Origin of the sequence: Nocardia sp. NPDC058633 (genome assembly GCF_042717045.1) — a bacterium.
Taxonomy (GTDB): Bacteria; Actinomycetota; Actinomycetes; order Mycobacteriales; family Mycobacteriaceae; genus Nocardia.
Genome location: NZ_JBHXRA010000008.1, coordinates 68,007 through 85,442, shown reverse-complemented (window position 1 = coordinate 85,442; position 17,436 = coordinate 68,007). Strand labels below are relative to the sequence as shown.

At 68.0% G+C, this 17,436-nt stretch carries 15 protein-coding genes; 5 read left to right on the top strand and 10 right to left on the bottom strand.

What is annotated here, in order from left to right; translation table 11 throughout:
- Window positions 1-16 precede the first annotated feature (16 nt).
- Window positions 17-844, top strand: coding sequence for an IclR family transcriptional regulator (locus tag ACFWUR_RS12160; protein ID WP_378905923.1), 828 nt, complete (start codon window positions 17-19; stop codon window positions 842-844).
- On the opposite strand, the gene ACFWUR_RS12155 is transcribed toward ACFWUR_RS12160, so the two are convergent.
- Entirely contained in the window at window positions 841-2,529 is a 1,689-nt protein-coding gene (locus ACFWUR_RS12155) for an FAD-binding dehydrogenase (protein WP_378905921.1), read from the bottom strand. The two genes, ACFWUR_RS12160 and ACFWUR_RS12155, sit on opposite strands and share 4 nt — an antisense overlap.
- A gap of 115 nt (window positions 2,530-2,644) precedes the next feature.
- On the opposite strand from ACFWUR_RS12155, the gene ACFWUR_RS12150 reads away from it, so the two are divergent.
- Together ACFWUR_RS12150 and ACFWUR_RS12145 are read left to right on the top strand one after the other, a co-directional pair.
- Window positions 2,645-2,857: a hypothetical protein gene (locus ACFWUR_RS12150; RefSeq protein WP_358059451.1), complete on the top strand. Its 213-nt coding sequence runs from the start codon at window positions 2,645-2,647 to the stop codon at window positions 2,855-2,857.
- A 183-nt stretch (window positions 2,858-3,040) separates the two neighbouring features.
- Complete coding sequence (locus tag ACFWUR_RS12145; RefSeq protein ID WP_378905919.1) at window positions 3,041-3,694, top strand: cutinase family protein; 654 nt, start codon at window positions 3,041-3,043, stop codon at window positions 3,692-3,694.
- Window positions 3,695-3,700: 6 nt separating this feature from the next.
- Here ACFWUR_RS12145 and ACFWUR_RS12140 read toward each other — a convergent pair whose 3' ends face one another.
- Entirely contained in the window at window positions 3,701-4,303 is a 603-nt protein-coding gene (locus ACFWUR_RS12140; RefSeq protein WP_378905917.1) for a TetR family transcriptional regulator, read from the bottom strand.
- Between the two features lie 148 nt (window positions 4,304-4,451).
- Here ACFWUR_RS12140 and ACFWUR_RS12135 point away from each other — a divergent pair, with 148 nt between their 5' ends.
- Window positions 4,452-5,678: an alkane 1-monooxygenase gene (locus tag ACFWUR_RS12135; protein ID WP_378905915.1), complete on the top strand. Its 1,227-nt coding sequence runs from the start codon at window positions 4,452-4,454 to the stop codon at window positions 5,676-5,678.
- A 28-nt stretch (window positions 5,679-5,706) separates the two neighbouring features.
- Here ACFWUR_RS12135 and ACFWUR_RS12130 read toward each other — a convergent pair whose 3' ends face one another.
- Entirely contained in the window at window positions 5,707-6,207 is a 501-nt protein-coding gene (locus ACFWUR_RS12130; RefSeq protein WP_378905913.1) for a hypothetical protein, read from the bottom strand.
- Window positions 6,208-6,400: 193 nt separating this feature from the next.
- Here ACFWUR_RS12130 and ACFWUR_RS12125 point away from each other — a divergent pair, with 193 nt between their 5' ends.
- Window positions 6,401-7,285, top strand: a complete 885-nt coding sequence (locus ACFWUR_RS12125; protein ID WP_378905911.1) for an NAD(P)H-binding protein — start codon at window positions 6,401-6,403, stop codon at window positions 7,283-7,285.
- 56 nt (window positions 7,286-7,341) lie between these two features.
- On the opposite strand, the gene ACFWUR_RS12120 is transcribed toward ACFWUR_RS12125, so the two are convergent.
- From ACFWUR_RS12120 to ACFWUR_RS12090, 7 genes are all read right to left on the bottom strand, one after another.
- Complete coding sequence (locus tag ACFWUR_RS12120; protein WP_378905909.1) at window positions 7,342-9,354, bottom strand: SDR family oxidoreductase; 2,013 nt, start codon at window positions 9,352-9,354, stop codon at window positions 7,342-7,344.
- Window positions 9,355-9,629: 275 nt separating this feature from the next.
- Complete coding sequence (locus tag ACFWUR_RS12115; RefSeq protein WP_378905907.1) at window positions 9,630-10,742, bottom strand: glycosyltransferase; 1,113 nt, start codon at window positions 10,740-10,742, stop codon at window positions 9,630-9,632.
- On the bottom strand, window positions 10,739-12,079 hold the full coding sequence (locus ACFWUR_RS12110; protein WP_378905905.1) for a glutamate-1-semialdehyde 2,1-aminomutase: 1,341 nt from the start codon (window positions 12,077-12,079) through the stop codon (window positions 10,739-10,741). The genes ACFWUR_RS12115 and ACFWUR_RS12110 overlap by 4 nt, the downstream gene beginning before the upstream one ends.
- Window positions 12,076-13,482, bottom strand: a complete 1,407-nt coding sequence (locus ACFWUR_RS12105; RefSeq protein WP_378905903.1) for a GNAT family N-acetyltransferase — start codon at window positions 13,480-13,482, stop codon at window positions 12,076-12,078. Before ACFWUR_RS12105 ends, ACFWUR_RS12110 begins: the two co-directional genes overlap by 4 nt.
- Window positions 13,479-14,837 carry a glycosyl hydrolase family 28-related protein gene (locus ACFWUR_RS12100; protein ID WP_378905901.1) on the bottom strand — a complete coding sequence of 453 codons (1,359 nt, stop codon included), beginning with the start codon at window positions 14,835-14,837 and terminating at the stop codon, window positions 13,479-13,481. The genes ACFWUR_RS12105 and ACFWUR_RS12100 overlap by 4 nt, the downstream gene beginning before the upstream one ends.
- Window positions 14,834-16,114 (bottom strand): Wzz/FepE/Etk N-terminal domain-containing protein, encoded by a 1,281-nt coding sequence (locus ACFWUR_RS12095; protein ID WP_378905899.1) that lies wholly within the window; start codon window positions 16,112-16,114, stop codon window positions 14,834-14,836. Before ACFWUR_RS12095 ends, ACFWUR_RS12100 begins: the two co-directional genes overlap by 4 nt.
- Window positions 16,105-17,406, bottom strand: coding sequence for a hypothetical protein (locus ACFWUR_RS12090; protein ID WP_378905897.1), 1,302 nt, complete (start codon window positions 17,404-17,406; stop codon window positions 16,105-16,107). The genes ACFWUR_RS12095 and ACFWUR_RS12090 overlap by 10 nt, the downstream gene beginning before the upstream one ends.
- Window positions 17,407-17,436: the final 30 nt, after the last annotated feature.

Below are 17,436 nucleotides of genomic sequence, written 5' to 3'. Positions count from 1 at the left end.
GTGGAGGTTGGATCACATGACGGTCGAGATCGTGACCGAACCGGCGCCGGAAAACCTGTGGGCCGGACCGGGCCGGGCGACCGGAGCGCCGCCGACGTCGATGATCGAGCGGATGACGCTCATTCTCGACGCGTTCGACGCCGCCACACCCACGCTCACGCTGCTCGGACTCGCCGAACGCACCGGGTTGCCGCGCTCGACCGTGCATCGCATCCTCGACCAGATGATCCGGTTGCGGTGGCTCGCGCACACCCCCGGTGGCTACCGGTTGGGGTTGCGGGTACTCGAACTCGGCGGGCTCGCGGCCGAGCAGAACGAGCTGCGTGAGGTGGTGGGGCCACTGCTCTACGAGCTCAGCCAGCGGACTGGCCTGGTCGGCCACCTCGCGGTGCTCGACGGGCGCGAGGTGCTGTTCCTCGATCGTTCGGGTGGGCGCGGCCGGGTGGTCATCCCGACCCGCGTGGGCGGTAGGTTGCCCGCGCACTCCACCGCGGTCGGCAAGGCGCTGCTGGCGACCCTGGAACCCGGTATCGCGGAGGCCTCGCTGCGCGGAAACGCTGTGGCGCGCACCGCGCGCACGATCGTCGACCGGGCCGAACTGCAACGTGAACTCGCCCGCATCCGCAACCGTCAGGGCGTGGCCGTGGACACCGAGGAATCGCTGCCCGGCGTCGGCTGCGTCGCGGTGCCGATTCGCGGGCGCGGTGTCGCGGTGGCCGCGATCTCGCTGTCGGGCACGGTCAAGGGTGAACGCACCGCGCTCGACACCGCACGGCTGGCGCGCGCGCTCGCCGAGGTGGCCAAGGAAGCGTCACGCACCCTGGCCCCCCGGCACCCGCACTAGGGCCTGCGCCGCGCGATCGCCCGCCCGGCCGCGCGACCCGAGAAGATACAGCCGCCCAGGAAGGTGCCCTCCAGGGCGTTGTACCCGTGCACGCCACCCCCGCCGAACCCGGCGACCTCACCGGCGGCGTACAAGCCCGGGAACACCGCGCCGTCCGGGCGCAGCACCTGCGAATCGAGGTCGGTCTGCAGGCCGCCGAGGGTCTTGCGCGTCAGTACGTTGAGGCGCACCGCGATGAGCGGGCCGTGGGCGGGGTCGAGGATGCGGTGCGGTTTGACGACGCGGACCTTGTCGCCGAGGAACTTGCGGGCGCTGTTGATCGCCACCACCTGCGCGTCTTTGGCGAAGGAGTTGGCCACTTCACGGTCCCTGGCCACGATCTGGTGTTCGATCGCGGCGGCGTCCAGCTTCGGCCCGCGGGCGATCTCGTTCATCCCGTCGACCAGCTCGCCCAGCGATTCGGCGACCACAAAGTCCACGCCGTGCTTCTTGAACGCCTCCACCGGACCCGGCGCGCCCTTGGCGAGCCTGCTGCGGGCCGTGAGTTTCAAGTCCTTGCCGGTGATGTCGGGATTCTGTTCCGAACCCGAGAGCGCGAATTCCTTCTCGATGATCGACTGGTTCAGCACGAACCAGGAGTAGTCGTAACCGGTCGACAGGATTCGGCGCATGGTCTCGTTGGTGTCGAAACCGGGGAAACACGGTGCGGGCATGCGGTTTCCGCAGGCATCGAACCACAGTGACGACGGCCCGGGGATGATGCGGATGGCGTGGTCGGGCCAGATCGGATCCCAGTTGTTGATGCCCTCGGTGTAGTGCCACATCCGGTCGCGGTTGACCAGCGCCGCCCCTGCCTCCTCGGAGATGCCGAGCATCCGGCCGTCCACATAGGCGGGAACACCGGAGATCATGGTCTCCGGGCACGGGCCGAGACGGTCGGTGGGCCAGTTGCGGCGGATGAGATCGTGGGCGTGACCGATGCCGCCCGAACTCACGAGAACCGCGGGAGCTTCGAAGGCGAACTCGCCCACCACATCCCGGTTCGACGCCTGGCCGCGGTCGGTGTCGGAGGGCGCGAGCACGCTGCCGCGCACCCCGGTCACGGCGCCGTCCTCGACGATCAACTCGTCGACACGGTGCCGGAAGGCGAAGCGGACCAGCCCTCGTGCCTCACCGGCCAGTACCGGCTCCAGGAAGACACGAAGCACCTCGGGGCCGGTGCCCCAGGTGAGATGGAAACGCGGCACCGAGTTGCCGTGCCCGCTGGCCAGGCCGCCGCCACGCTCGGCCCAGCCGACCAGGGGGGTGAACCGCAAACCCAAGGCGTGCAGGTAATCCCGCTTCTCGTCGGTGGCGAACCGCACGTAGGCCTTCGCCCACTCGCGGCCCATTCGATCCTCGTCCTCGCGATCGAAACCGGCCGAGCCCAGCCAATCCTGCAGTGCCAGTTCGTAAGAATCCTTGATGCCCATCCTGCGCTGTTCCGGGCTGTCGACGACGAACAACCCACCCAGCGACCAGAATGCCTGCCCGCCGAGATTGGCCCGATTCTCCTGATCGAGCATCAGTACCCTGCGTCCGGCGAGGACCAGTTCGTGCGCGGCGACCAGACCCGCCAGGCCGGCGCCGACGACAATCGCGTCGGGGGTGAAATCTTCGGTGGGCTCAGGCACTGTGCTCGACATGCCACGGAACGTAGCATTGGTTCGTCGGGGGACGGGGGTAAGTCCTGTAAAACGCCCTGACCAGCGATATTTCATTCCCCGCGATATTTCATTCGATGAAAGGCTCGACCAGCTCATGAACGTCCGAACCCGTACCGGCGCTGCCGTCCTCACGCTCGCCGTCGTTGCCGGCCTCGGCGCCACTTCCTGCTCGAAGTCGCGCTGGTGTGAGCGCGATCAAGGCGACGTGCACGTCGCGGACTCCTACTGCGAACGCGGTGTGGCGGGCTACGAGTGGGAGCCCGATCACGACAAGCCGAAGTACAAGAAGAAGCCCAAGAAGCACTGAGCCGCGGCATCGGTGTTGTGCCACAGGCGATCCGAGATGTAACCGTGGCGCAGCCGATGCCGAGTTCGTGCCATGTCGATGCAGGTCAGCGGGTATTCCACCACTGAGCACACCGAATGCCGTTGGGCAGGAGGTGAATCGCTCTTTCTCTATTTCTCACAACGGCGTGAGTAGGTGGGCACGATGACCTATCGGAAGGCAATTCGTATCGTCGCAAGGCATACAGCGCGAGCGCTGTCGGTGTTGCTACTGGCTGCGGGAGTCGGGGCAGCGATGTCCCCGGGATCGACAGCATGGGCGCGGAGTTGCGCCCCGCTGGATGTCGTCATCGCCCGCGGCACAGTAGAACCCGGCTACCTGGGTGCCGCCATCGGCGATCCGCTCAACGCGGTACTGAGCGCGCAACTACCGGTGGAGACCACCGCCCACCGCGTGGAGTACCCGGCCGATCTGCTGGTGCCGACCTCGGTCAGCGACGGCACGCGTGCGATGACCAGCCATCTGGTTGGCCGAGCCGCCGCCTGCCCCGATCAGCGCTTCGTGCTCGTCGGCTACTCCCAGGGCGCGGTGGTCACCCACGGTGTTCTCGGCTCCGCGCCGTTGCCCGGTATGTGGGTACTCCCGCACGAACTGTCCCCGCGCGTCGTCGCGGTTCTGCTCTTCGGTGACCCACTGCGACTCATCGGCGCCACGGTCCCCGCGCTGTACGCCGACCGCACCGCGAACTATTGCGCCGCAGGCGATCCGGTGTGCGCGGGCGGGGTGTTCCCGGCCGCGCACGGCAGCTACGAGTGGGCGTTCGCGGCCGCGGCCGGACAGGTGGGCGCGCGGTTGTGAGCCCGCTCAGGCGTCGGGCATGACTCCGGACAGAACAGCGCCGATCTGCGCCACCGCACGGTCGGCGCTCCCGGTCGGCTGGAACAGGTGGCTCAGTGTCAGCCGGACCATGATCTCGACGATCGTGGTCAGTTCGTCATCGGACATGGCGGCGAATTCGTACTGTTCGCGGACCGTGGTGGTGAGTGCGGCGACGGCCCGGCCGAGTACCGGTTCCGGGTCGCTCACCAGGGCGGGAAGCAGAGCGGTGTCGCCGTCGTGCCGAGCCGAGAGCACGGCCTTGATCAGGGTGTTGTCGCCCGCGGTGCGCAGTGTGTACTCAGCGGCGGCGGTCATCCCCGCGAGTGGGTCGGCCGGGTGTTCGGCCAGCGTCGCGGCGATTCCGGTCAGGTAGATGCCGGTCTCGCGTTCGATGAGGGCGTCCGCGAGCGCCTGCTTGGTGCCGATCTCCTTGTAGAGGACCGGCCTGCTGATGCCGACCTCCTTGGCCACCCGCGACATGTTGACCGCGCCCCAGCCCTCGGTGACAACCATCGTGCGCGCGGCGTCGATCATCCGATCGCGCAGCAGTTGACGCATTTCCGCCTGAAAGTTCGGTGGTTCGGCCACGTGATCATCCTACATGTGTTACCTCAAGTGCTTGATCATTGACAATCAACGCATTGCTGTATCCAATCGGAACACATCACGCTAATGTGTAAATAAGGAAGACTTCGGGCAAGCAGGTGTTCGAGTCCCGGTGACCAGGAGAACGGCAATGACGACTTCTCGAATCAGCGACCACGACGCATCGACGGCACCGCCGCACTGGCGAGACCCCAAGCGGTACCTGTGGCTGTTCGGCCTCGTCGCTCCCAGCGCGACGCTGCTGGCGACCGGTTTCGTGTGGGCTTTCGATCAGTTCGGCTGGCAGGTCGTAGCGCCCGTGTGGTGGTGGCTCGGGCCGATCCTGGTGTACGTGCTGCTGCCCACCCTTGATCGGTTCTTCGGGCCGGACGGCGAGAATCCGCCCGATGAGGTGATGGAGCAGCTGGAGAACGACCGGTACTACCGCTACTGCACCTACGCCTACATTCCGCTGCAGCTGTTCAGCCTGGTGTTCGCCTGCTATCTGTGGACCGCGGACAACCTGTCCTGGCTCGGCATCGACGGCGGTCTCGGCCTGATCTCCTCGATCGGTCTGGCGTTCACCATCGGCGCGATGGGCGGGGTAGGCATCAACACCGCGCACGAACTCGGTCACAAGAAGGACGAACTCGAGCGCTGGCTGTCGAAGATCACGCTGGCCCAGACCTTCTACGGACACTTCTACATCGAGCACAACCGCGGTCACCACGTGCGCGTCGCGACGCCGGAGGACCCGGCCAGCGCACGGTTCGGCGAGTCGTTCTGGAGCTTCCTGCCGCGCAGTGTGTGGGGAAGCTTGAAATCCTCGTGGGAGCTGGAGAGCGCTCGCCTGCGGCGGCTCGGCACAAGCCCGTTCTCGCTGCGTAACGATGTGCTCAACGCCTGGCTCATGTCGGTCGTGCTGTGGGTCGCGCTGGTCGCGGTGTTCGGCCCGTCGATCCTGCCGTTCCTGGTGATCCAGGCGATCTACGGCTTCTCACTGCTGGAGACGGTGAACTACCTCGAGCACTACGGTCTGCTCCGGCAGAAGACCGCCTCCGGCCGCTACGAGCGCTGCACTCCCGAGCACAGCTGGAACTCCGACCACATCGTCACCAATATCTTCCTCTACCACCTGCAGCGGCACAGCGACCATCACGCCAACCCCACTCGCCGCTACCAGATCCTGCGACACATGGACGGCGCACCCGAACTGCCGAGCGGCTACGCGAGCTTGATCGGCCTGGCCTATCTGACTCCGTTGTGGCGCAAGGTGATGGACCATCGCGTCCTGGCGCACTACAACGGCGACATCACTCGGGTGAACATCCAACCCAGCAAGCGGGCGAAGGTCCTGGCGAAATACGGCGCGAACTGACGCGGGCGCCCACCTGGAACGCGAGAAGCTAGCGCCCGTCCTTCTTGGCTTGGCGCCGGGCACCCGCGGCGATGCTGGAGGCCTCGAACTTCTTTCGTCCCGAGGATGCGCGGGTGGCGTCGACGCGTGCCTTCCCCGAAGAGGACACCTTCCCGTCGCCGGTGTCGATGTCGCTGAACGAGGGCGCGTCCTTGCGCGCGCGGGCGAGCCTCTCGTCCTTCAACGTGCGGGCGTTTCGCTTCGCGGCCGTGGCCAACTGGCGGCTCACCCTGCTGAGTGCGCTTTCGAAGACCTCCGCTTTGTCCGCGTTGCGCGCGTTCGCCGATTTTCCGGCGCCGCGCGCACCTTTGGCTTCGACTTTCGCCGCACCGGATTGGCGGTACAACTTGACGAATTTGTTGCGCGCCCGCCGAACGCGGGTGTGCAGCCGGATCAGTGCCTCTTCGTCGAGGTCGACCATCTGCGCTTTCTTGGTGTCGCGGACCAGCACGTACTCGTCTTCGGACAAGGAATTCAGCAGCTTCGTCATGTCGACTCCGATCTCCCCGAGGGTCACCGTAGCCACTGAGTCTAGCCCTGCCAGATGGAATGTTTCCGCAGCGTGGTGACACTGCGATCCCATATCGAGACCCCACGGTTCATCGTCCACTGCGAGTCACGCCAGTGAATCCGTGGGACATCGCGGCCAATAACTGGCCGCATTGGGTTCTAGCGTGGGATTCATGGGACGTAGAGAGCAGGAAATGCGGATTGTCGTCACTACCCCGATGGGGCATGTGGGAGCTCGGGTCGTGCAGTTGTTGGTACAGGCGGGGGTTCGGCCGACTGTGCTGATGCGCGATCCCGGGCGGCTCGATCCCGCGATGCGCGGCCTTGTCGACGTCGCGCAGGTCGATCAGGGGGACTCGGACGCGGTGGTGCGGGCCACCGAGGGGGCTGACCGATTGTTCTGGGTCGACCCGCCCGCCCTCGTGGACGGCGATCCGGTGGCGGGGTACGCGCGGATGGGGGCCTCGGCGGCGCGGGCCGTGGTCGAGAACGAGATCGAGGCGACGGTGTTCGTCAGCAGTGGGGGTGCCGAGAAGCGGGGTGGGGCCGGCGAGATCGACGGGTTGGCGCGCACCGAGGAATTGCTCGACAAGACCGGAGCGAATGTACTGCACCTGCGGTGCGGCTACTTCTTCACCAACCTGCTGACCCAGCTCGACGAGATCCGGGCAGGCACGCTGTCCACGCCGTGGCCGCTGGATCATGCGATGGCCTGGGTCGACCCGCGCGACATCGGTGAGGTGGCGGCGGTCCGGTTGCTGTCGGAGGCGTGGTCGGGGCGTGTCGTCCAGGCGGTGCACGGGCCGTGCGATCTGACGTTTCGTGAGGTCGCCGAGATCATCGGGAGCCGGCTCGGGCACGAGGTCACGCCGATCCATCTCGCCGACAACGAGTTCCGCGACATTCTGAGATCGGCGGGCCTCGGGCAAGGGCAGATCGATGGAATCGCCGGTATGTCGGCGGGATTGAGTTCGGGTTTCGTCGCCGAAGACGCACGGACAGTGCTCACCACCACGCCGACCACGCTCGGGGCCTGGGCGAGCACCGCCCTGCGTTGACGAGAACCGGCCGGTCACGACGCCGAGCATCGTGACCGGCCGGTGTCAGCGTTGGTTCACCAGTGCACGCCGGGCAGCACCCGGCTCATACGGGCGGCCGAGTGGGGCATCACCATCAGCGGTGCCAGGACCGGGCCGAGCACGGTGAGGGCGTTGCGGGTCGGTGCGGCAGGTTCGCTGACCGCCGCGGGAACCGGCTTTCCCTGTGCCGCGGTGGATTCACCGAAGAACCGGAAGCCGGTGTGCAGGATCGTCCGCTTGAGCGAGGGAAGGAAGATCTCGACCGCCTGCGCGAAGGTGCCCACGGGGGTGTCGATGCGGGCGGGGCGTTCGAGCAGCGCGCGGACCACGATCTCGGCCGCCCGGTCCGGGTCGGGCAGGGGGAGCGAGCGGTAGAGGTCGGTCGGAGCGATCATCGGGGTACGGACCAGCGGCATCCGGATAGAGGTGAAAGTGACTCCCTCGCCCTGGTTTTCGACCGCCGCGATCTCGCTGAAGTTGTCCAGGGCGGACTTGCTCGCCGCGTAGGCGGCGAAACGGGGCACCTTGGTCTGCACGGCGATGGAGGAGATGTTGACGATATGACCGAAGTGACGTTCGCGCATCGACGGGAGGAGTCCGAGGATGAGGCGCACGGCACCGAAGTAGTTGACCGCCATGGTGCGTTCGAAGTCGTGCATACGGTCCACGGAGTTGGCGACCGAGCGCCGAATGGAACGACCCGCGTTGTTGATCAGGTAGTCGACGTGGTGGTGCTCGGTCAGCACGGTCTTGACGAGGAGGTCGACGGCCTCGGCGTCGGTGATATCGCAGGGGTAGGCGACGGCGGTGCCACCGTCGGCACGCACGGATTCCGCGGCGGCCTCGAGGTCTTCGACGCCACGGGCGATCATCAGCACGATCGCGCCACGGCGGGCGACGGCATGGGCGGTGGCCAGGCCGATGCCCGACGACGCCCCGGTGATCAGCACTGTGCGGCCCGAGAGCGGGTCCGCGTCGGCGGCGGGGCGGCCGCGGTGCGGGTCGAGCTCGGTGCGCCAGAAATCCCAGAGGCGCTCGGCGTAGGAAGCGAATTCGGGCACGGCGAGCCCGGGCAGTTGCGCCCGCGTGGAATCGGCGACGAACTCGGCGGTGAACCCGACGTGCGGTGCGACCTCGGCCGGGATACCCGCCTGCTCGAACAGGAAATCGCGCACCGCGGTGGCGCCGGGGACGAGGCCGAGGCCGTTCAACGCACGCGCGCTGCCGGGCACGGTGCCGATGCCGACGGGACCGCCCGCGGCGGTGGCCAGCGCGCGGTAGATCTCCCCGAACGGTTGCGGTCGGGGGTTGACCAGGTGGAACGTGCGCCCGTCGAGACCGTCGCGCCGGACCAGGCGCACCATCGCCTCGGCGGCGTAATCGACCGGCACCACATTGGTCGCGCCCAGATCGGGCAGCGGCAACGGCAGGTCGGACGGCAGGGTGGCCAGCGCCGAGATGGCAGAGAAGAAGTAGTAGGGGCCGTCGATCTTGTCCATCTCGCCGGTCCGGGAATCACCGACGATGATCGCCGGGCGATATACGCGCCAGCGCAGGTCGGTGGCCTCGCGCACGAGCTTCTCTGCGGCGAACTTGGTGCGGTGATACGGCGAGGTCAGGTTCTGTCCGAGGTCGAAATCCTCCTCGAAGAACTTGCCGCGATGATCGCCTGCCACCGCCACCGAGGACACATGGTGCAGGGTGGCGTCGAGGCTGCGGGCCAGCTCGATCACCGAGCGCGTGCCCGCGACGTTGGCCGCGTGGGCGGTCTCCTCGTCGGCGGTCATGTCGTAGACCGCGCCGAGGTGCAGCACGTGATCGGCGCGCGGCGCGCCGTCGCCGAGGCCGAGGCCTTCGGCGGTCAGGTCGCCGACCAGCGCGAACACGCGATCACGGTCGGGATGCTGCGCGGTGTGCGCGGTGAACTTGCTCAGCGACTCGGCGCGCACCAGCACATGCACGATCGCGGTGGGGTCGGCCGCGAGCAGCCCCTGCACCACTCGCCGACCCAGAAATCCGGTACCGCCTGTCACGATGTAGGAAACCATCGCCCCTCCTGAAAAATCTCGAAATACGGTGTCGCGCAACAGTGATCCGGCATGCGGCGGTGGATGCGGTGTCAGCCGTTGTGGTCCAGCAACAGTGGCTGGAGAGAAACCGGGCACATCGTCGTCCCGGCTGGGACTAACCGTACTCGTGAGTAACCTGACTGGGCAAGCGTGTGGGTGTCTGTAACCGTGTGGGAATTGTCACCTGTTGTCGCAGGTCAAAGGGTATGTGTGACAGGAGATTTCCGTAACCCAGAGTTTCGGACAACTTGTCGCTAGTGGGCGCGGCTCCCCGCAAGAACTTCGGCGACTGTGGCGGCGATCCTGGCACGGAACCGGTCGGGCGCGAACGTGCCGGCGTGGGCGCGGATCTTCTCGGGATCGTAGGAGGCTGAACGAAAGTCGCGCATGCGCTCGGCCAGAGCCGCCACGACGTCGTCATCGGCCGCGGCGGGAACGTAGTCTCCGGTGACACCGGGGCGCACGGTGTCCAGCGCGCCACCCGCGCCGACGGCCAGCACGGGTGTACCACATGCCATTGCCTCCACCGGGACGATGCCGAAGTCCTCGATGCCCGGCATGAGCAGGGCCTGGCAACGCCGATACATGTCCTGGAGCATGTCGCCGGACGTGGCGCCGAGGAACGTCGTCTCCGGTCCGGCGATCTGTTCGAGCTGGGCGCGGAACCGACCCTCGCCGAGGACGACGAGGCGGACCCCGGCCCGCTGCGCGGCGCGAACGGCGAGGTCGGCGCGCTTGTAGGGCACGAGCCTGCCCGCACACAGGAAGAAGTCCTCGCGCGCCACCGACGGATCGGGGGTGAAGTGGCTGACCTGCACGGGCGGATTGACGACCGAGGCGGACAGACCCCACCAGTCGGCGATCCGCTCGGCGACCGCGTGCGAATTGGCGACGACGTGGGTCAGCCGCGGTGCGGCGCGCAGTTCGCCGCGACGAGCCAGGGCGCCCAGGGCCCCGAGGGCCAGTTGGCCGACGCGACCGCCGGCCTCCTGCGCGCGGAATTCGCGATCCCAGGCCCAGCGGGCGGGGGAGTGGACATAGGCGACGACAGGCGCGTCGGTGGCCGTGGCGGCCTGGGTGGCGAAGGCGTGATGGCTGATCACCACGACGTCGAAATCGCGCAACGGCATTCGGCGCAACGCGCGAGGCACCAGCGGCAGCAGGGGCGCGTGCCTGCCGCCGGTGTAGGCGTGCGCCTTGCTGAGCCAGCTGTCGTGCACGGTGCGCACGGGTTCGCGCAGGCCGCCCGGTGCGACGATCGGTGCGAAAACCTCGGCATCGGGCCAGGTTTCGACGAACTCGCCGACCACGGCTTCGGAGCCGCCGAACTCGGTGAAACGTTCGTGGACGATGGCGACACGGGTCATCGCAGGGTGCTCGCTTCGATCTGTCGGGGCGCCGCGGTGCGACGCAGCGCGGGGGCGACGGGGCGGCCGCGCAGCAGCCCGTCGACGGTGCCGCGCTCGATCGCGCGGCGATACACCTCGGCGGCCTCGGCGCACGCGGCGATCGTGGTGGTGATCGCGTCGGCGTCGTGGGCGGCGGAGGTGACGAACGACTGGCCGAGTACGCCGCGGACCAGCAGTTCCTGGATGAACAGCGTTCGAAATGCTTGCGAGGGTGCGCCTTCGGCATCCAGTGTGCGGTAGATGAGACAGGACGGCCTGCCGCGCACCTGGAGGGAATCGGCGATGCCGAGGTCGGCGGCGATCGCGTTCACGCCGTCGGCGAGCGTGCGGCCCGCCCGTTCCATCCGCGCGACAGGGTCTTCGGTGCGGTAGGCGTGCACCACCGCCCGGAACGCGGCCAGTGCGGACGTTTCCGGGCCGTGCGTGGTGGAGAGCAGGAACACCCGGTCCTGATCGGTGCGCAGCCCACCCCGCTCCATATGTTCGCGCTTGCCCGCGAGTGCGGAGATCGGGAAGCCGTTGCCCATCGCCTTGCCCCAGCACGACAGGTCGGGTGTCACGCCGTAGACGGCCTGGGCGCCGCCCGCCGACCAGCGGAAGCCGGTGATCATCTCGTCGAACACGAGCAGGGCGCCGTGCCGATCACACAGTGCGCGAACACCTTCCAGGTATCCGGGCAGTGGCTCCGCCACGGCGGTCGCCGCCTCCATGAAGACGGCGGCCACGCAACCGCCTGTCAGTGTCGCCGCCAGGGCGTCGAGATCGTTGTACGGGAATTTCACGGTGTCGACCGCGGGGATGCCGCCCGCCATCTCGGTGGTGCCGATGAACCAGTCGTCGACGGAGAAGAACGGTTGATCGCAGACCGCGATGGTGGTGCGGCCGGTCACCGCTCTGGCCAGTCGCACCGCGGCGGTGGTGGCATCCGAGCCGTTCTTGGCGAACTTCACCATGTCGGCACCGGGCACGAGCGACAGGAAGTCCTGCGCGGCAAGCAGTTCCAGTTCTGTGGGCCTGCTGAAGCTGACGCCGTCGGCGATGGCCCGCGACACCGCGGTCTGCACGGGGCCGTACCCGTGACCGAGCGTGACCGAGCGCAAGCCCATTCCGTATTCGACGTAGCGATTTCCGTCGACGTCCCAAACCTGAGCCCCCGTGCCGCGCACCAGGATCGGTGCCATGGATTCGGGATACTGGTCGGCGCCGCGGGCGTAGGTGTGCGCGCCGCCGGGGACGAGGTCGTGCAGGCGTGCCTGCAACTCGTTGCTGCGTTCGAAACCGCGGTGGACTGTCATGCGGGCTCCCCTCCGGCGCCGGACAGGCACTGCGCGGTGGTGTGTGCGGTGCTCAACGCCCACAGCTCGTGATCGGCGAGTTCGCCGTCGACACCGCGGTAGCGGTGCATGGTGCCCTCGTGTCGTAAACCGGCCGCGAGCGCGACCGCCGCGCCTGCGACGTCGGCGGACGGTACGGCCAGCGTCAACCGCCAGATCCCGAGGGTTTCGGTGGCGTGCGTGATCAGCAGACGTAGCGCGGTGATCGCGATCTCCGGGCGGGTCTCGGGTGCGACCCACACGGCCGCGCGGATATTGCGATCGAACATGTCCCGGTCGAACAGGCGGCACTCGCCGACGTAGTGACCAGCCACCTCGACGACGAGGACAGCGCCGTGGCGACCGCGCAGACCCGCCCGGGCGGCGGCCTTGGCCCGCCACCACTCCCGCCGGGTGTGGCGCCGAGCCCATTTCTCGGGTGCGCTCGTCGGTGCGAGCAACGACCGCGCGGCGATCCGAGCGGCGCGGCGCGGACGGAAATCGTTTCTGCGCCAAGGGCGTAACGCCACCTGGCCCTGGCGGGCGGTGCCCGGATTCGTAGCGCGCAGGGGGTCGACGACGTGTCGTATTCTGCCGAGACAGTAGCGCGCCCGCGCCCGCAGGATCGTCGACAGCGGGACCGTCGCGTCGGTCACCACGGAATCAGCGGACCCGCGCGGCGGGGTACCGGCACCGTGTTCGCCGGTGCCAGGCAGGCGCGCCTCGGCACCGGCGCCACCGGCGGTTCGAGCACTCCTTGCCGACGGGTGCGCCGTGCGATAACCGTCGAGCCAATCGGCGGCGAAACCGCCCACCGGTGCGCGGTCGCTGGTCACCGACCAGAGTTCGTGATCGACGCGGCCGCTGCCGACGTCGAAATACCCGACCATCACCGCTTCCTTCGTCCAGCGCTGCCCGACCGCTCGCCGCGCACCGGCATTGGTGACGGCGATCGGTGCGGTGATCCGGTCCAGGCCGACGGTGTCGAACCCGAAGTCGAGCAGCAGCGACCCGGCGAGCCCACTCGCGCCGCGTCGGGCCACCTCGGCATCCACCCACACACTGAGTTCGGCGGCGCCGGAGTCGATCCCGACCAGCTCGAACTGCCCCGCGAATCTGCCGTCGACCTCGAGCACCGTGCTCACCCGGCGCCCCGTTCTGGCTTCGGCTCGGGCAGTGAGACATTCGCGCACCCAGCGGATGGCCGTGTGCCGCTGTTCCCAGGTCGACGGAGAACGAAACCAATACGGTTCGAGGCAGTCGCGATCACGCAGGCGAATCCGCCGCCACTCGGCGAAATCACCGAAAGTCGGTGGTCGCAGCGACACGGTGACACCGTGCAGGCGTACCGGGCCCAGCGTCACCGAGGCGTACGAGCTGCTCATTGTCGTGGCCGCTGTTTGCCCATGGCCACGGTGCGCAACGCGCCGTCGGTGCCGACGGCCAGCCGCCAGTAGCTCCCCGCGGGATCCTTGAGCACGAGTCCGGCCTCGGCGTGATCGGAGAGCCAAGCGCCGCTGGACAAGACGGCCGAGCGGACCGCGCCGTCGTTGCCTTGCGCCTGGAACAGATCGGCGTCGCCGTGCCCGGCCCTGGTGATCACCGTTCCGGTGAACCGCGAGGTGCGCATCCCGCTGCGACCGATCACCTGCCAGCCGTCGGGAAACACTCCCGCCCGCAGATCATCGGCGGAACCGGAGATGAGGTTGATCGCGGTGCCCTCCGCGCAGTCGGCCGGGTCGATCCGCAATTCGATGGCGGGCCGGTCGGATTCCTGATCGAAGACCACATTCGCCAGATACGGCTGCCTGCAGTACACGAGGTCGATGCCGACCGAGCGGGCCGCGACCTTGCAGTTGACCATGCCGAACTGGGCGGGCCCGCCCTTGCCTCTGGTGCCGACCGAGACCGCGATGTCGGCGCCCTCGAACCAGATATTGGTCAGCCACCAGTCGTTCGCCGCGCCGTCGACCATCAGGTGCCGGTCGGTGGTGAGTGGATCGCGGTCGGAGACGAATTCCACGTTGGTCAGCGCCAAACCGGCATTGTGATCGTTGCCGGTGCCGAGTACGCCGACGTAGTTGCTGGTGAATTTCGACGAGGTGACGTAGTTCTGGATGCACTGCGTCTCCAGGCCGACCCCGAAGTTGTTGATATCGCAGTTGATGAACGCCGTGCCGCCGGTGTTGCGATCCAGGACGACACCGCGCTGGGCGAGGAACCGAGGGTGGTTGTCGCTGAGATGATTACCGCGGATCACGACACCGTCGAAGGAGCAGCGGAAGCACTCCGACAGCACGAAAGCGGTGGAGCGTGGCCCGGTGAGATAGAAACCGATGCGGGAGAACCGAACCCGGCTGCGCTTGTCCAGCCGGATCAACGTGACGTCGTCTTCGCAGAACACGACGCTGGCATCACCGCCGTCGCCGAGAACCGTCGCGTAGTCCGGCATTTCGGGCCACGACCGCACCCGGTAGGTGCCCGCGGGAAAGTACAGCACCACCGGTCGGTCCCTGGCGGCCGCGGCCGCGGCGATGGCGGCGGTGTCGTCGGCCTTGCCGTCGCCCACCGCACCGAAATCGCGCACGTTGCGGGCCGCGGGCGTATCACTGACGTGTGGCGACCGGAACTCCGCGCTCGGTTCCGGTTCGGCCGCGCATGCCGCGGCCAACGGCAGCACCGCCGCCGCACCGAAGGTGGCCGCGAGCAGGCGTCGCCGTCCTACCGAGTCCTCGCTCATATCGCCAGCCGTTCCAGGAAGCGGGCCAGCGGGGCCGAAGGTCTGCTGTACACCACCGCTCCGGTGAGCTTCGCGGCGCCGAGCGTCGCGAGCGCGCCGCGCAATCCGGGCTCGGTCAGTGCGCCGAGTTCGACGATGCCGACGGTGGCATCGCACAGCGGTGCCACCCCGATCGCGTCGGCGGCCGCGGTCACCGGCGCCGTCTCCACGATGACATGATCGAAACGCGAGGTCAGATCGGTGAGCAGTTCGGCGAACCGCGCCGACACGAGCAGGTCGGGCGTCTGCTGATCGGCCGCGCCCAGGGGCAGGAACGCGATCCCGGTCTCCGACCACGGCGTGAGCGCTTTGGCGACGGGCAGGGTGGCGCGCAGCACCGCCGCCAGTCCCGGACTGTCGCTGGTGATGAACTCGGAACTGCCGCCGCCGCTGGTGTCGCCGTCGACGAGCACCACGTGCTGACCGCTGTCGGACAGCGAACGGGCCAGTGCCATCGCCACATCCGGCACCGATCGCGCCGACAGACTTGTCACCTGTACCGACTTCGTCGGGTCGTGCTGGAGCAGCCGGCTGCGCAATCTGCGCGTCTCACCCGGTGCCTCGGGCTCGCCCGCATCGATCACACCGAGCACCGGAACGGGCAGGGTTCGCGCCACGGCATCGGCGGTGCGCAGCGAACGATCGGTGCGTTCACGCAGGAGTGCGGCACCGCCACCGAGGATCAGCCCGCCGATCAGGCCGAGTAGCACGAGCCTGCTCGGTGGCGGCCCGAGCGGGCCGCTCGGCACCTGGGCGCGATCGACCACGGCGACTCGCGCTGCCGGTGCCGCGTCACGTTGGATGGACTCGAGCTCGTCGACGAGCTTGCGGAACTGCGCCACCGCCGCATCGGTGAGATCGCGGGCGCCGGTGGGTGTCGAATCCTCCACCGAGATCACGATCACCGAGGTCGCGGGCGGTGAACTGGCGGTGATCCGCGCGCGCATCTGCTCCGGTGTGACCTTCAGGCCCTTCTCGTCCACCACCCGCGCCGCGACCGTCGTCGAGGACGCCAGATCGAGATAGGACCGCACGCGCTGTTGCGCGGCCAGGCCACCCTGGTACGAATCGTTGACCGAGGTGCCCGTCGCCATCGACACATACATCGAACTCGACGCGGCGTAGGTGCTCGGCAGTGTCTGGGCGTAGGCCCAGGCGGCTGCCGTGCACACCAGTACGACAGCCACGATCAACAACCATCGCTGTCGTACGATGCGCCACATATCGATCAAACCCATCGCTGGGACTCCATTTCACCTGGTACTACACATGATTCGGGGCGCCGGAACTCCTCGACGACCAGATACACCAGCCACGCCAGCACGGCGGTCTGCAGAAATTTGCCGAGATTCTCCATGCTGCCGAGAATCCCGCGCTCGAACAGCGTCGAGGCACCGGTGATCGCCAGACCGAGCACGATCACCGGAAACCATCGTGAATACAGCGAGTACGACCACGCCAGCAGCAGCGTGAAAGTGAACACCGCGCACACGACGACTCCGCTGTAGCCGCCGAGCACATATCCTTCGTTGAAATTTCCCTCGGCGAGCGAGACCGTCACGGTGCTCATATCCACCGAGGCGCCGCGAACCTCGTTCGCCCACGCCGTGCCGGACTGGAACTTCTCCAGCCCGAGCACCGGCGCCGGGATGAGGCTCAGGCTCGCGTGCTGGGCCATCTCGGTCGGCGTCAGCCAGCCACCGGGGCCGTAGAACAGTGCGTCGGTCGCGGCCTCGAGGAGGTCGAACCGGCGCAGAATGCTCAGGAACGGTTGCACACTCTCCGGGTAGATCGAATCGACCGCCGCCGCGTCGCGCGCCGCGGTTCCGGAGGATTTGAACGACTGCAGCCAGCCGAAGCCGATCACCCCGAGCACGCCGATGCCCGCGACACCGAGGGCGGTGCGCCGGTTCCAGCCGATCATCGAGAACCGGATGGCCAGTGCCAGTGCGGCGCCCAGGATCGGGGTCTTGGACTGCACCACCGAGGACCACCACAGCTCACCGGCCAGTAGCGCGGCGAGGATGATCGCGGTGCGGCGCGGATCGGGGGGCCGCAGGAAGATGATCAGGCCGATCGCGGCGATCGCGGCCGGCACGGCGAGGAAGGCCAACATCGGGTTGGCGCTGTCGACCTCACCGGCGGTGCCCGCCGATCCCGACGCCTTACCCGCGGCCCGCCCGAGCATGCCCAGCACATAGAGCGCGACCAGCGCGGGCACGAAGTCCGGGTCGTCGAGGGCGGCGGCCCGCCGCAGGGGCCTGCGGTGCGCCCAGATCGCATAGGCGACAACCAGTGCCGCGTATACCCACAGCCCGAACACGACATGCTGCAACGCCAGCGCGATCCCGCGGTCGTAGCCGAGATCGGCCAGGCGCGGATCGGGCACGTTGTCACCGAAGTGCGGATCGGGTCGTACCGCGAGCAGCACCAGTGGCCGCGCCACATACGACAGCGACCAGAACACGGCCTGCGCGATGAGGAACACCCGGGCGACGCCGGGCACCCAGAGGGCAGCGACCGCGATCACGAGCAGCGCGGCGGCGACGGCGGCGACGGT